Origin of the sequence: Rhodococcus sp. SBT000017, from assembly GCF_003688915.1 — a bacterium.
In the GTDB taxonomy this organism is placed as follows: domain Bacteria; phylum Actinomycetota; class Actinomycetes; order Mycobacteriales; family Mycobacteriaceae; genus Rhodococcoides.
Window position 1 is genome coordinate 81,497 of sequence record NZ_REFU01000001.1, and the last position, 16,429, is coordinate 97,925.

Here is a 16,429-nt window from a genome sequence, read left to right on the forward strand (position 1 = left end):
GGTTCCCCCCGAAAAGTGGACAGTGGTTACGCGGCCATGACAGGCGCGATCAGTGACTGTTCGTAATTGGCGGGGCTGAGCATCCCGATTGTGGAGTGCCTACGGCGAGTGTTGTAGAAATTCATCCAATTGTCAACTGCAGCAATCAATTCAGCGGCATAGGCGAAGGTGTGGCGGTAGTAGTACTCGTGTTTGAAGGTCGACCACAGGCTCTCCGCGCCGGCATTGTCCCAGCATATACCGGTTTCCCCCATCGAGCGCCGCAGCCCATATCGTTCGCACGCCTGCTTCATGATCTCTGCCGTGTACTGACTTCCCCTGTCCGAGTGCATGATTGTGCCGGCGACATCGCCACCGCGTTCGGCGACGGCCATGTCCAATGCTTCGAGAACCAGCTCGGTGCGCATGTGGTCCGCCACCGACCAACCCAGGACCTTCTTCGAGTGTTCGTCCTTGATTGCACATAGGTACATATCACCCTCACCGCAGGTCAGGTAGGTGATGTCCGATGTCCACACCGCATCGAGGCGGCCCTGGTCGAACCGGCGTTGCACGAGATCATCGGGGAACGAGGCGAAGGGATCGACCACGGTGGTGCGAACCTTGAACGTGCGCGGGCTGATCCCGACGATGCCGAGTGAGCGCATGATCTTCGCGACCGTCTTGTCATCGATCACCTCGCCGCGGTCGTGCAGTTCAGCGGTGATCCGAGGCGACCCGTACACCCCTTTCGACTCACGGTGTATGTCGAGGATCTTCACCTCCAGATCTGTACGTCGTTGCTGCCGTTCTCCCAATCTTATTGTCACACTGCGTCCTTGGTGTTTATAGAAACCTGAGGTCGACACTTCCAGTAGTCGTGCCATCCGGTGAACTGCGGAGTTCGCGCACTCCACGGCCATCAACGCGTAGAGCTCTACTTTTGTTGATTCGCCGCGAAGTACGCGGACGCTTTTTTCAGGAACGCGATGTCTTTCTCCTGCTCGGAAACCTGCTTACGGAGCCGGGAGAGCTCCGAGCGCTCCGCGGCGGTCAGCGGCTGATCACCGGATGCAGCTGCGGCTTCGATACGGCGGCGTTCGTCGGCGACCCAGCGTCCGAGCAAAGCTTCGTTGATGCCCAGTTCACGGGCGACCTCGGCGATGGTGCGGCCGGAATCGATCACCCGGCGTGCGGCCTCGACCTTGTACTCGGTCGTGAACGACCTGCGTTTGCGGGACATGAGGACATCCTTCCAGCGGAACCTGTGGTCCTGCTAGCTCGGTGTCCACTATCCGGGGGGAACCTCACGCTGACTACCTTGTCCGCTGAATACGAAAGCAGTCTTTCCTGGTCGAGCGGCCACGCCGCCTCGCACACCGCGTAGCGCGGCCACCAGAGACTCACGATCAGAGCCCGTGACAGTCGCACGGAGAGGTAACGCCGCCCGGCGTTGAGCTAATGCCGTGGCGACATCGAGGTCCGAGACCGTCGCAGTTTCCGCCCAGTCCGCCAGATTTCGCGCTTGTTCGACCAGGGCTTCACTGGTGCGGGCGGACAGCACCCACGGCACTGGCATGCTCGAGCGCTGCCCGTCCGTCGAATCCGCCGCGTGCGCCGCCCAAATTCGTCCCCGCTGAGGTTCAGCGAGATCAGAGTTCGCTGAGGTCGAGCTCGGTGCTTCGAGAATTACGTGGGCGTTGGTGCCACCGAATCCGAACGAGGACACAGCAGCTCGCCTTGGCCGCCCGACCTCCGGCCACGGCCGGGCTTCCGTGACCAGATCGAGGTCTCCGGACTCCCAGTCGACGTGGGACGAGGGGACACCGACGTGCAGCGTCTTCGGCACTGTCCCGTGATGCATTGCCTGAACGACCTTGATGATGCCGCCGACTCCAGCCGCGGCCTGTGCATGACCGATATTGGACTTGAGAGAGCCGAGCAGAACCGGTGCTGCCCCAGATCTGCTCTGGCCGTAAGTTGCGAGTACCGCCCGGGCTTCGATCGGGTCGCCAAGAGTCGTACCTGTGCCGTGTGCCTCGATCACGTCGACGTCTTGCGGTACCAGACGAGCGTCAGACAACGCCTGCAGGATTACCCGCTCCTGTGCTGGCGCACTCGGCGCGGTGAGTCCGTTGGACGCGCCGTCCGAGTTGACCGCCGATCCGCGGACTACAGCCAGAACGCGGTGCCCGTTGGCCTCTGCATCGGATAGTTTCTCCAGGACCAACACACCAACCCCCTCCGACCATCCTGTTCCGTCGGCGTCGTCGGAGAAAGACTTGCAACGGCCGTCGGCGGACAATCCGCGTAACCGAGAGAACTCGATGAAAGCGGTCGGGGTCGACATGACGGTGACTCCGCCGGCCACAGCCAAGCTGCATTCATTGCGGCGTAACGCAGCTGCAGCCAGGTGAAGCGAAACCAGAGAAGAGGAGCATGCAGTGTCGATCGTGACCGTAGGACCCTCGAATCCAAAAGTGTACGAGAGTCTGCCTGAGGCAATGCTTCCCGCGCTCCCGCTGAACAGATAACCCTCTTCTTTCGGTGACAATCCGGGACGAGATCCGTAGTCGTTGTACATCACGCCCATGAACACACCAGTGCGGCTACCACGCAGCGCTATCGGGTTGATACCCGCGCGTTCGACGGCCTCCCAAGTGGTCTCCAACAGAAGCCGCTGCTGTGGGTCGACGGCCATGGCCTCGCGTGGCGACATGCCGAAGAAGCTGGCGTCGAAGCCGTTGGCTCCGGAAAGAAATCCTCCACCTGTTGTGTACACCTTGCCAGCTCGATCGGGGTTCGGGTCGTGCAGATCCGAAGGCCAGCCCCGGTCGGTCGGGAATGGTCCGACTGCGTCCACTCCGTCAGCAACCAAGTCCCACAACTCTTCCGGTGAGCTGACACCGCCCGGGTAGCGGCACGCCATCCCAACGATTGCGATGGGTTCGTGGACGCCGTCTTCGACTTCGCGCAGCTTCCGCCGAGCTTCTCTGGCGTCAGCGATGGCGCGTTTGAGATAGGTACGGAGTTCTTGGTCGTCGGCCACGGTGTTCTCCTGCTCGTAGGTGGTCGTGGGGGAGGGCTCGATCTCGGATCAGTCGAGCTCGTTGAGCATTGCGAACAGCTCTTCGTCGCTGGCCGTGTCGAGGTCATCGTCGGAAAGCTCGTCGGCGGACGCACGCGGGGGCGGCGAAGTTGCAGTTGTTTCAGCCAGCATTGCCAACTCACGCAGTCTCGGGGCAGCCGAACCGATCTCAACCCCAGCACTTTTCGTGATCAGAGTTGCGAGGCGATCGAGTTCTTCCATCAGCGATGGACCTGAAGGCTTATGAAAGAGCGTGTACAGGTATGTCGCAATCGAATCCGGACTGGGATGGTCGAACACCATCGTCGAAGGAAGTCGTAGACCGGTGGCAGTGCCCAACCGGTTTCGCAGCTCCACCGAAGTCAACGAGTCGAATCCAAGCTCGGAGAAGCCACGGTCGGGTGCAACCTCGTCGGGATCTCCGTACCCGAGCACATTGGCCGTCTCCGCAACGACCAGATCGTGGAGAGCCGTCGCGCGGTCGGTGTCGGACAGCTCGATCAGCGCGCTGTGCATGTTCTTGGATACGCCCGCCACAGCGAGTGTCGACGCGTGGGCCCGCACGACTCGTTCTGGGACAAGGTCTCTCAGTACCGCTGGCCTCGGTCCATCCTGGGAGCGCAGGGTGGCCAGGTCGAGTCTTGTTACCGACACAACCGCATTTTGACCACCGACAGCGAGGTCGAACAGAGACAACGCCTCTTCGGTCGACAGCGGCGGTAGTCCGGCCCGCGCTAATCGACGAAGGTCGGCATCTGTCAGGTCGCCGGCCATTCCAGAGCCATCCGCCCAAAGACCCCAAGCCAACGACGATCCGGGTAAACCCAGACCCCGTCGATGGACGGCCAGAGCGTCGAGGAACGAGTTCCCCGCAGCGTAATTTCCCTGGCCGGACGTGCCCAGCAGACCTGCAACCGAAGAATAGAGCACGAAAGCAGACAGTTTTCGGTCCAGCGTCAGTTCGTGCAAGTTCCAGGCGGCAGCAATCTTTGGAGCAAGGACTTTGTCGACTTGGTCCTCGGTCAACGTCGTGATGAGACCGTCGGCCAGCACTCCTGCGGTGTGCACGATCGAACCTATTGTACGTCCGTCCAATGCTGTGGCCAGAGCGTTACGATCGGATGCGTCGCATGCCAACACGGTTACCACGGCACCGTGATTGGTCAGCTCGTCTACCAAGTCTGCGGCCCCGGGAGCTGAGAGACCCCGGCGGGAGAGCAAGATCAGCTCTTCGACACCGTGCCTAGTGACCAAATGTCGAGAAATCACAGCGCCAAGGGCACCTGTAGCACCCGTAACCAGAACTGGACCACTGTGCCAATCCGGGTCGACCGATTCTGGTACGACTGTGGCCAGTCTGGGGACCAACACTCTGTCCCCGCGGACTGCGACCTCCGGTTCACCGGAAGCCAGCGCTGTTTGGAGCGCAGCGGTGTCGCTCGCACGCTCGAGATCGACCAATACGAATCGATTGGGATTCTCGGTCATGGCGGAGCGCATCAAACCCCATACCGCAGCTCCAGCCGGGTCCGCCGACTCCACCTGTGCGCCTTGGGTGACTATTGCCAGAGTTGATTCATCGAACCTGCTCTCGGACAGCCAGTTTCGTACTGAAGCAAGAACGCTGTGGACTGACGAACGCGCATCGTCGGCGATCGTCAAAGCCACGTATGCAGGCGAGCCCACAACGCTCGATAACGTGGGAGGGTTCACGACGACAGGAGGCAGCTGCGGTGAGTGGGGCGCATGTGGGAGTTCGCGCCACGTCAGTCGATGTAGTCCGCGCGAGGGAGCTGATACTGCGAGCATCGGGCGGAGCAGTAGTGCTTCGATCGATGCGACCAGCACATCACTCGGGCCGAGGAGGGAGACGGCAGCCGATAGAGAACCATCGCCACTGACGGCGACGGAGATATGTGCCTTGACCGCCTCGACCCCTGCGACGTGGAGTGTGATGCCGGAGAATGAAAACGGTAGAACCGACGGCCTGTCGTCGAGGAATAGCAGCGGATGCAACACCGCATCCAACAATGCCGGGTGCACCCCGAAAGCGGCAGCTTCCGCACGCAGGGGCCCGGACAGCTCCACTTCGGCCAGTAGGTCTTGTTCGCCTCGGTGCAGTTCACGTAAACCGCGAAACGCGGGGCCGTAGTCGTAGCCGTATTCGGTCAATGCATCGTAGTCGAACTCGAGTTTTTGATCCGCTTGCACGAGTAGTGGGATTGCATCCAAAGTTGGGACAAGCGTGCCCTCGGCATGAAGGGTCCACGCACCGTCTTCATCGCGGGACCGAACTGTCACCTTGCCGTTGTCGGGCGAAGCCGTGACGTGCACTTCGACCGATTCATCGGCTGAAAGCAGGACTGGAGCGCCGATCGTCAGGTCGCCGATACTGGGTAGTCCGAGGTCTTCCCCGGCGCGTAGCACCAACTCGATGAGCAACGCCCCGGGAAGCATGGTGCTGCCCTGAATTCGATGGTCGGCGAGCCATGGAACTCGTTGCAGCGAGAGATTGCTGATCAACACGATCGAGCCTCCCTCGAGCTGCACGATCGTGTCGAGTAGCGGGTGATTGTCAGTACTGTCGCGCGCGCGTCCCGTGTTCCGGATGCTCGCAGCTTCGGGAAGCCAATAACGTTTGGACCGAAATGCGTAGGTGGGCAACGATATCGAATTTGCCTGGGGTAGCGCGGCCGACCAATCGACATGCACGCCACGGGTGTTGAGCGCCGCTAGGGCAGAGAGGGCAGTGGCTGTCTCTGATCTGTTTGCTCGCAGCAGCGAGACTGCCGAATGTGCGTTGCGGGTAGTGGTTCCGTGGACCAACCCTGTTAGTACGGCATCAGGACCCAACTCGACGAATTCGGTGACCCCTTCGGTCTCCAAAGTTTGCACGCCATCAACGAATCGGACCGGACTACGCACATGTTCGACCCAGTAGTTCGCGCTCTGCAACAGTCCCGATTCGGCTATGCGACCCGTTACGTTGGATACAACCGGGATTGTTTGTTCACGAAAAGTGATGTCGGCTATGTCGGCTCGGAACGATTCGAGGATTCCATCCATGTGAGTGGAGTGGAAGGCGTGGCTGACCCTCAGGGATGTGGTTCGTCTTCCCTGTTCCCGAAAGTGTTTACCGACTGCTTCCACCGAATGCTCGTCCCCCGAGACCACGGTGGAAGTCGGGGTATTGAACGCGGCGACGTCAACACCCACCACCTTCTTCAATTCCGTAACGGTCTCGGCCTCGCTCGCTTCCAGAGACATCATCGCGCCGTCATTACGCGCGGTCTGCATTGCTCTGCCACGGGCTACGATGAGTGTGCATGCGTCGGCGAGGTCGAGGATCCCGGCTGCGTGTGCGGCGGCGATCTCGCCAACCGAATGGCCTATGACCACATCTGGTTGCACACCGTGATGTCCTACGAATCGGTACAGTGCAACTTCCAGAGCGAAGGTAGCCGCTTGAGTAAAGAGCGTCTGGTCGAGCATCTTGGAGTCCGAATCACCCTCAGCAGCGAAGAGGATCGCCAGCAGAGAGGTCCCCAGACGATGATCCAGATGGTTCAGTACCTCATCCAGAGCATCGGCGAACACCGTTGATTTCTCGTATAGTTCGCGACCCATCCCGACTCGTTGTGCACCCTGGCCGGTGAATAGGAACGCAATTTTTCCCAAACCTGCTCGCCTGCCAGTGAAAACCGAGGGCGAAGATTCGCCAGCGGCTATGTGTTCGAGACCGTTGATGAATTGCTCTCGATCCGCGGCGAGGACAAGGGCTGTGTGTTCGAGCTTGGCACGCGTAGTTGCCAACGAGAAGCCGATATCAGCAACGTTCAGCTCAGGACGATCGGCGACGTAAGCCCGCAGTTTGACTGCTTGGTCTGCCAGACCATCGGCGTCGCGGGCCGACAGGACCCACGGGAGGAGTTCTCGACTGCGTGGACGAGCCGCATTCTCGTGTCGTATCTCTTGCTCTGGTGCCTCAAGAATCACATGTGCATTCGTGCCGCTGATACCGAACGATGACACGCCGGCGCGAAGCGGTCGGTCTGCGGTCCATTCGCGCGCAGTGGTCAGAAGCTCGACTGCCCCTGCGTCCCAGTCCACCTGTGACGAGGGAGAATCGACATGTAGCGTGCGAGGTAGTACACCGTGCCGCATTGCCATCAACATCTTGATTACGCCGCCGACTCCCGCAGCTGCTTGTGAATGACCGATGTTCGACTTCAGGGAACCGAGCAGAAGAGGATGATTCGCGTCGCGGTCGGCTCCGTAGGTTGCCATGATGGCCTGCGCTTCGATCGGATCTCCGAGTCGGGTGCCGGTGCCGTGTGCTTCGACGGCGTCGACGTCTCCGGTGCGGAGCCCTGCCGCTGCCAGAGCATCACGGATGACCCGCTCTTGCGACGGTCCGTTGGGGGCCGTCAAACCGTTGGATGCGCCATCGGAATTGACCGCCGAGCCTCGGACAATGCCGTGGACTCGATGACCGCGGGCAATTGCATCCGATAGACGTTCGACCAGTAGTAGTCCGACGCCCTCCGACCATCCTGTACCGTCCGCGGATTCGGAGAAAGACTTGCACTTTCCGTCAGGCGAGAGACCACGCTGGCGTGAGAACTCGACGAAGGTGTTGGGACCGGACATTACGGTCACGCCACCGGCCAAAGCCAGGTCGCATTCCCCATTGCGCAAAGCCTGTGCAGCGAGATGCAAGGCAACCAATGACGACGAGCACGCGGTGTCGACGGTGATCGCCGGTCCCTCCAACCCATAGTTGTAGGCAAGACGACCTGAAATCACGCTGGAGGTATTGCCGGCGAGTAGAAAGCCCTCGTATTCGGCTGGTGCAGCGTTCAGGCGGGAGGCGTAGTCGTCGTACATCACCCCGGTGTAAACGCCAGTTCTACTTCCTTGCAACGCATTTGGGTCAATTCCCGCGTTCTCGAACGTTTCCCATGCGGTTTCCAGTAGCAATCGCTGTTGCGGATCGGTGGCGGTAGCCTCACGCGGAGAAAGGCCGAAGAAATCGGCGTCGAACAAGTCTGCGTCGTGAAGGAATCCGCCGTGTCTTGTATAGCTGGTCCCGATATGGTCGGGGTCGGGATCGTAGAGCCCGTCGACGTCCCAACCACGGTTGGTCGGAAATTCCGAAGTTGCGTCGATACCGTCAGAAACAAGCTGCCACAAAGATTCTGGTGAGTCGACCCCGCCTGGATAGCGGCATGCCATGCCGACTATGGCAATGGGGTCATTGATCGAGTGGGAGTTCGGAATCGATGTAGGTTCGTTCGGCGCGTTGACCACCAGTAAAGAAAGGAGATGGTCAGCGAGCTTTCGTGGCGAAGGATAGTCGAAGACTGCCGTAGCGTTCAGGCGTAGCCCGGTCGCTGAGGTCAGTCGATTGCGCAGATCCACAGCCGCAAGTGAGTCGAATCCTTGATCTTTGAAGGCAGCGGTCAAGTCCACCGTCGCTGCGGTGTCGTGTCCGAGCGCGGTTGCGGTCAGTTCTCTCACCAGTCGGTGGGCCGCCTCGACCCGAGCAGACTCCGGGAGCATCGCAGTACTGGTCACCCATGCAGAGCCGGCCGGCCGGCCGGTATTGCGGCGGGCGGGCCGAGCCAGTCCACTCAGGACGGTTGGAATGTCGATGCTGTCGATGGTCGAGGGCGACCAGTGAATTGGCGCGATAACTGCGGCATCAGTGCGCAGCGATGAGTCGAATAGTGCGAGCCCGTGCTCGGTCTCTAACGGAGCGAAGCCAGATCGTGTCCAGCGGGCCATGTCCGAGCTGGTCAGCGCAGAGCCCATGCCTGCGTTACCGTCCCACAGACCCCAGGCCAAGGATGTTCCGGGTAGTCCGGCAGCTCGGCGGTGTGCAGCCAGGGAGTCGAGAACTGTATTCGCGGCTGCGTAGTTGGCCTGTCCAGCGGTTCCGACCAGTCCGGAGACCGACGAGTAGAGAATGAACGCGACCAGATGGCGATCGAGGGTCAACTCGTGAAGCAGGAGTGCGGCGTCCGCTTTCGGTCCGAGGACATCGGCGAACTGCTGATCGGTCAGTGAAGTAGCGGCACCGTCAGCGAGAACGCCCGCAGTGTGTACGACAGCCGAAAGATGAGGGATCTCATCGATCAGACCGGCGAGGGATTCGCGATCGGTGACATCGACAGCAACCGCGCGGGCGGTTGCTCCGAGCGCAGTCAGCTCTGCGATGAGTTCGAGCGCTCCCGGAGCTTCTGGGCCCCGCCGGCTGACGAGTACCAAGTCGGTCGCACCATGTTCGGCGACCACATGTCGTGCCAGTAGTGCGCCCAGCCCGCCTGTTCCGCCCGTGATCAGAACTGTCCCCTTGCTCAGGTCGGGGGAGATCACGGTAGGCGTTGCCTTGGTGAGTCGAGGAACGTGTAGCGCCCCACTTCTCGAAACCAGTTGCGACTCACCGGTTGCGACGATCTCGGCAACGTCGTCCTCGCCGTCACTGTCAAGGAGGATGAATCGGTCCGGGTGCTCGCTTTGTAACGAGCGGACCAGGCCCCACACAGCAGCACCTGCCAAATCGACAGCGGTGTTGTCCGCAGCGGCCCCTCGAGTTCGGACAATGAGTCGTTCCTCTGGGGAATGATCTGCTTTCATCCACTCTGTCGCCCTCGCCAAGACTGAAGTGGCTGCAGCGAAGGGCGTCTTCCCTTCGGCGTCGAGAAGACTAACTGGAATGCCGGAAGGTGTCGGTTTGGGAATTGCGACCCAAGACAGCTGAAACAGACTGTCTACCAGCCCGTCCAGAGTGGACCTCTCCACAGGACGCAACGACAGCGACTCGACTGTCCCGACTGGCGCACCCATAGTGTCGGTGATGACTACGGTGGCGATGTCCTTGCCTGTGAGGCTGATTTTTACCCGGTATGCCGACACTTCCGGGCGGATGATGCGTACGCCCGCCCACGAGAATGGCAGTTTGACCTCACCGTGCTGGTCGGCGGCGGTAAGAACGAGTGGGTGTAGTACGGCGTCGAGGAGTGCGGGATGTGCGCCGAAGGACTTGCTGCTCAGTGGTTTCGGGAGGTGAACTTCAGCATATGTGTCGTTGCCATCGCGCCAGAGTGCTGTCAAGCCGCGAAAAGAGGGCCCGTACTGGTAGCCGAGGTCAGCTAGTTTGTCATAGATGTCGTCGACGGCTTGCGGATCGCCGGGTGGCGGCCAGTCGGTCAGCGGCTGGCCCGTTGCAGGCTCCTCGCCCAGAGTTCCGGAGGCGTGGCGGACCCACGTGTCTCCCTGGCGGGAGTGGATGGTGACGACGTGCTCGTCGGACACAGTGACCTGCACATGAACGTCCGCGCCGGTACTCATTGGAAGAGGTCTCTCCAACGTGAGCTCCTCTATGGAGGACGAACCAACGTACCGGCCGGCGCCAGCCGCAAGCTCGAGCAGTGCGGTGCCGGGGACAAGCAGGGTGCCGGCAATGGTGTGGTCTGCCAACCACGGTTGTTCGTCGATCGACAAGACCGAGGAGAACACCACGCTGTTGCCCTCGGCGAGGTCGACTGGATTGTTCAGCAGCGGATGTGCCATCGGGCCAACACCACGCTCGGCGATGTCTCGACGGCGACTGGACAGCCAGAATCGGTCTCGTTGGAATGGGTAGGTCGGCAAGCTGACCGGTTCGCGGGACGGTAGTGCAAACGATGCACCTCGGGAATACGCACCTGCAACAGCGCGCATGACGGTCTCCGGTTCGGAATGTCCTCTGCGTGCGGTCGCGAAAACTGTGGCATCACCGGGGAGTGCCGCAGAAGCGAGTGCGGTGAGCACAGCATCCGGTCCTACCTCTACGAAGACCGTGGCTCCAGCATGGGACAGAGCAAGAAGGGCGTCATGGAAGCGAACGCCCGCCCGAATTTGATCTGACCAATAGTTCGGCGTGGACAGAGTAACCGCATCGGCGAGCGCTCCGGTGACCGTGGAAACCATCGGCACCGTCGGCTCGAGAAACCGTACATTTGTCGCGGCCGCACGAAACTCGTCGAGTGCGCTGTCCATATGCGGTGAGTGAAAGGCGTGACTCACTCGCAATGGATGGATGCGTCGACCTCTAGCTGACCACTGCTCAGCCAACGCGCGGACCGCTTTCGCGTCACCCGCGACCACCACAGAGCTCGGGCCGTTGACGGCTGCGATCGTCACGCGACCATCGAACTCTGCGAGCGTCGGCAATACCTCGTGTTCGGCCGCGGCGATCGCAATCATCGCTCCGCCGGTCTGCGCCGACTGCATCAACCGACCACGAGTGACGACCAGCTGCGCAGCGTCTTCGAGATCCAACAAACCAGCTACATGTGCAGCGGCATATTCGCCGACGGAATGACCGGCGACGAGATCCGGGTCCAGGCCATGGGCCTCCAGCAGTCGGGCTTGGGCTACCTCGAATGCAAACAATGCGGGTTGCGCGTATTCGGTCCGCTCCAGAGTTTCGTCCGGACCCTCTGCGATGACGTCCCACAAAGGTCGATCTAGCTGCACATCCAGCGCGGCGATAGCGTCACCATAGGCCTGTGCGAATACAGGGAAGGCTTTTGCCAGCTCCAAACCCATGCCCACACGCTGCGAGCCCTGTCCAGTAAAAATGAAGGCAGTTCGTGCTGCTGTGGTTGCTGACCCACGAACGACAGCCGCGGACTCGTGCCCTTCGGCCAGTTCGGCCAGACCGGCCTGCCGTTCCTCCGGTGTACGACCGACAATTGCGGCCCGATACTCGAAGCGTGGCCGCGCCGCCAATGCTGCTGCAACTGCCCCTCCATCGATATCGGAGATGGCGTCGCCCAGCACGCCCGCCATAGCTTCGAGGGATGCAGGTGAGTTCGCGCTCAGAACCCATGGAGCTGGATACGAATCGGGCTCGGCAGCGATGGCGAACGGGGTGGCCTGCTCCAGGATGAGATGGGCGTTCGTTCCACTGATGCCGAACGACGAGACACCCGCTCGACGTACGCGGCCGGTTTCCGGCCATGGGCGATTGACTGTCACCAACTCGACCGCTCCCGACGACCAATTCACCCGAGAACTTGGATTGTCGGCATGAAGCGTTGCCGGCACGATGCCTCGCCTCATCGACTCGACCATTTTGATTACCCCGCCCACTCCCGCGGCAGCCTGGGTATGGCCGGTATTGGACTTGAGCGAGCCTAGTAACAGGGGAGTTGCGCGTCCCTGCCCATAGACGGCGGCCAACGCTTCGGCTTCGATCGGATCGCCGAGTGGAGTGCCGGTGCCGTGTGCTTCGACCACATCTACGTCATCAGAATTGAGCCCCGCGTCCGCCAGCGCACGACGGATTACTCTTTGCTGAGCAGCGCCACTGGGAGCTGTGAGACCGTTCGAGGCACCGTCATTGTTGATGGCTGAGCCGCGTATCACGGCCAGGATCGGTCGTCCGTCGCGGCGCGCATCGGACTCGCGCATCAAAGCCAAGATTCCTGCGCCCTCGGCCCACACGGTGCCATCCGCACCGTCTGCGAAAGATTTGCAGCGCGCATCCGCAGAGAGACCGTGTTGACGCGAGAATTCCAGGAACATGCCGGGTGCTGCCATGACCGCGGCACCACCAGCGAGTGCTGTATCGACCTCGCCGGAACGGAGAGATTGCACGGCCAAGTGCAGAGCAACCAACGATGAGGAGCACGCGGTATCGACGGTCAGCGCAGGACCCGATAGGCCGAATTGATACGCGATACGGCCAGAGAGCAAGCTGGGCGCGAGTCCCGTCAGGATGTGGCCCTCGGTCTCGGGCTGTGCCTCGTGCATACGGGATCCGTAGTCGCTACTGGTGCCGCCAATGAACACACCGGTACGAGCACCTTTTAGAGCACCTGGTTCGACACCGGATCGTTCGATGGCCTCCCACGCGGTTTCCAGCAACAGCCTTTGCTGGGGGTCCATTGACAGCGCCTCGCGTGGCGAGATGCCGAAGAACGCCGGATCGAAGTCGGCTACACCTGTGAGAAATCCGCCTTCTCTGACGCTGCTTTTTCCGGAGGCGTCAGGGTCTGGGTCGTACAGGTCGGCCGACCAGCCCCGGTCCGTTGGGAACGGACCAACTGCGTCGATCCTGTTGAAGACCAGATTCCAAAGGTCCTCCGGTGTGGAGACATCGCCTGGGTACCTGCAGGCCATACCAACGATGGCTATCGAGTCGGTTTCCGTCGGACGCCGGCATTTGTCGCCGTCGTTCTGGTCGACGTCGTTCGGTTTTCCCGTACTGACAAGGTGCTCGGCCAACGCCGCTGTGGTCGGGTAGTCGAAGAGAATTGTCGCAGGCAGTTCCTGACCTACGACGCCGGCTAGGGCATCTCGCAACTCGGTCAGCATCAAAGAACTGAAGCCAAGGTCACGGAGCGGAGTGTGAGCTGGAACGGCTTCCGGGTCGGTGATGCCCAGGACCGCTGCGACGTGTGCGCGTACCAGAGCGGCGGTGACTGCCTGAGCGCTGGCGGTGTGTGCGGTCGGAGTACCGCTCTGTGAGTCTTGCCGACTTCCTCGAGTCGCTTTAGTCGGGTGCGTCGATGCGACATGGTCGATCCAATGGCGCTCTCGCTGAAAACTGTAAGTCGGCAGGGCTATCGGTTTTGGATCAGCGCCTCGATAGAACGTAGCCCAGTCGATGTCGGCACCACGCGAGTGCAATCGGGCGAGAGCCATCACCGCGGAATCGTGCTCTGGCCGGTCGGATCGTTGAAGGGCTATGGCGCGGGTATCGGTGCCCTCCATCACGCAGTCAGGGACCATGCTCGTCAGGGCGGCATCGGGACCTATTTCCAGCAGGGTCGAAACGGTCAGCCCAGCCACAGCATCGAGAAATCGGACCGGCTCACGCACCTGTCGAACCCAGTACTCGGGGGTGGTCATTTCGGTGGTCACGAGCTGGCCGGTGACTGTTGATGCAATCGGTATACGCGGTGGATTCAACGTCAAACTAGCTACAACCAAACCGAACTCGGCCAACATGGGATCCATGAGTGGAGAGTGAAAGGCATGACTTACGCCAAGACGTCTTACCCGCGTGCCACGACGGCGCATCGTTTCAGCAGCTGTCAGAATCGGATCTACCGGTCCTGAAAGCACGAGCGAGTGCCTCCCGTTGACAGCAGCGATTACGACGCCGTCTTTGAGGGTGTCGGCCACCGCCTCTTCAGCTGCCTCCACTGCAACCATGGCACCGCCTTCCGGCAGCATGCCCATCAACTTTCCCCGTGCGGAAACCAGTGCACAGGCATCGACTTCCGACAAGACGCCGGCAACGTGAGCAGCGGCGACTTCTCCGACCGAATGCCCGATCAGTACTTCCGGGCTTACGCCCCAGGACAGTACGAGTGCATAGGCGGCAACCTCGAAAGAAAACAGCGCAGGCTGGGTGAACTCTGTTCGATCCAGGTCCCTGCCTGTAGCTATCACCTCAGCTAAACCATCGAACTTTCCGATCAACCGATGAAACACTTCGGCGAATACAGGATGATGCGCTGCCAGGTCAGCTCCCATGCGTACTCGCTGTGCACCTTGACCGGTGAAGAGCACACCGACTCCGGCATCCTGGACCGTGTCGACTACAACAGCAGGGTGCGGAATTCCATTGACCAGTGCAGATAGTCCATCATCGACAGTGGACCGCTCCGCAGCCACGATCACCGCCCGCTGTTCGAAATGCGTACGTGTTACTGCGGCCGCATAGCCCAGATCCGCGATGCTCCTTGTGTAGCCGAGGAGAGCAGCTGCTTGGTCACGTAGGGCTGAAGAGGAGCGGGCCGAGATCGGAATCGCCACCAGGTCCGAGCGGCGTTCGACGGCGTCAGGGTGGTCTCGAGGTGAGTCGGTGGGGGCTCGGAGACAACAATGTGACAGTTGGTTCCACCCATCCCGAAGGAGCTGACTCCAGCTACCAGCGACGCGTCGGCGGCCGGCCAGCCGGTGTACCCGGTTTGTACTCTCAGATTGAGGTCGGACAACGGAATTTTCGGGTTAGCGGTCTCGAAATGCAGCGTGCCGGGGATTGCCCGATGGCGAATCGCCAGGACAACCTTGAGCAGGCCTGCCATGCCCGCGGCAGCCTCCAAATGACCGATGTTGGTTTTCACTGATCCGACGGCGAGCGGTGTCGTGCGCGCGGAGGCAACGGCTGAGCTGAGTGCTGCTGCCTCTATGGGATCGCCCACCGGTGTTCCGGTGCCATGCAGCTCCACGTACTGAACTTCATCGGGGCGAACTCCTGCACGCTCGTGTGCCGCTCGGATGACTGTTTCTTGTGCGGTTCGGCTCGGAACCGTCAGCGCCTCAGTAGCACCATCGTTGTTCACAGCGCTACCTCTGATTACCGCGTATATGTCGTCGCCGTCGGCTAGGGCAGTCGAGAGCGGCTTGAGCACAATTGCTGCGCCTCCCTCTCCGCGGACGAATCCATTCGCGCGTGCGTCGAAGGTGCGGCAGCGACCGTCGGGGGAAAGGCCTCCGAAACGTTCTGCAGCGAGCGCACTCTCGGCGAGAATGTTGAGATTGAATCCGGCCACAATTGCCAGTGGTGCTTGTCCGGTGGCCACAGCTTCTGATGCCATGTGAACCGCTACGAGCGAAGAAGATTGAGCAGTATCGACCACCACGCTCGCTCCACGCAGGCCGAACACATACGACACGCGGTTCGCAATAACACCTCGGTGCAGACCTGCGTTACTGTGCTGGCCGATCACCGACTCGCCAGTCGCGTGAACCAGTTCTGCATAGTCGTCCCGCATCGCTCCGACGTAAACCGCAGCCGTTGTCCCGACGAGATCGGCCGGCACAATCTTCGAGTCCTCCAGAGCCTCCCAGACGAGCTCCAATGTCAGCCGCTGTTGAGGGTCGATCGCGGAGGCTTCTCGCGGAGACACACCGAAGAATGCAGCGTCGAAATCTGCGACCGAATCCAGGAACGCGCCGTGTGCAAGAGAACCCGATCGGTCCGTCAAGCCGGAGATGCTGATCCATCGGTCGGCGGGGACTTTCCCGACTGCGTCCACCCCATCGCGCAAAAGTGTCCAGAACGCAGTTGGATTCGGCGCACTCGGAAACCTGCATGCGACACCGATGACGGCAACCGGTTCCGATTGCAGGGTCGAGCTAGTGCGAGCTCGGTTATCCGTCATAGCATTCGACTGCTTTCTCGCGGCGGCTGGAACGTGATCGGTGGACATCTGATTCATACCGGTCAGGTGGTCACTCAGAGGTTTCTGCATCTCCGCTTTCACTTTTGACGTTTCCATTACCAAGCAGTGAACGCCGTCAGTTGATCCGCGGTTACGTTGACCGCAGCGGAGCGGGCCACCGCATCGCACGACG

The 16,429-nt window shown here is 61.0% G+C and carries 5 protein-coding genes; all 5 read right to left on the reverse strand.

Annotated features, from left to right (window positions below; all coding sequences use genetic code 11):
• Positions 1-26: 26 nt before the first annotated feature.
• Genes AYK61_RS00270 through AYK61_RS27580 form a run of 5 tightly spaced genes read right to left on the reverse strand, consistent with a single transcriptional unit; the run spans position 27 to position 16,353 of the window.
• Entirely contained in the window at positions 27-902 is an 876-nt protein-coding gene (locus AYK61_RS00270; RefSeq protein WP_259468148.1) for an IS3 family transposase, read from the reverse strand.
• Between the two features lie 14 nt (positions 903-916).
• A complete protein-coding gene (locus AYK61_RS00275; RefSeq protein WP_121869381.1) occupies positions 917-1,222 on the reverse strand; it encodes a transposase in 306 nt (101 codons plus the stop codon).
• A 48-nt stretch (positions 1,223-1,270) separates the two neighbouring features.
• Entirely contained in the window at positions 1,271-3,028 is a 1,758-nt protein-coding gene (locus AYK61_RS00280; RefSeq protein ID WP_121869382.1) for a type I polyketide synthase, read from the reverse strand.
• Positions 3,029-3,076: 48 nt separating this feature from the next.
• A complete protein-coding gene (locus AYK61_RS00285; RefSeq protein ID WP_310886808.1) occupies positions 3,077-14,884 on the reverse strand; it encodes an SDR family NAD(P)-dependent oxidoreductase in 11,808 nt (3,935 codons plus the stop codon).
• Positions 14,776-16,353, reverse strand: coding sequence for a polyketide synthase (locus AYK61_RS27580; protein WP_310886809.1), 1,578 nt, complete (start codon positions 16,351-16,353; stop codon positions 14,776-14,778). The genes AYK61_RS00285 and AYK61_RS27580 overlap by 109 nt, the downstream gene beginning before the upstream one ends.
• Positions 16,354-16,429 lie beyond the last annotated feature (76 nt).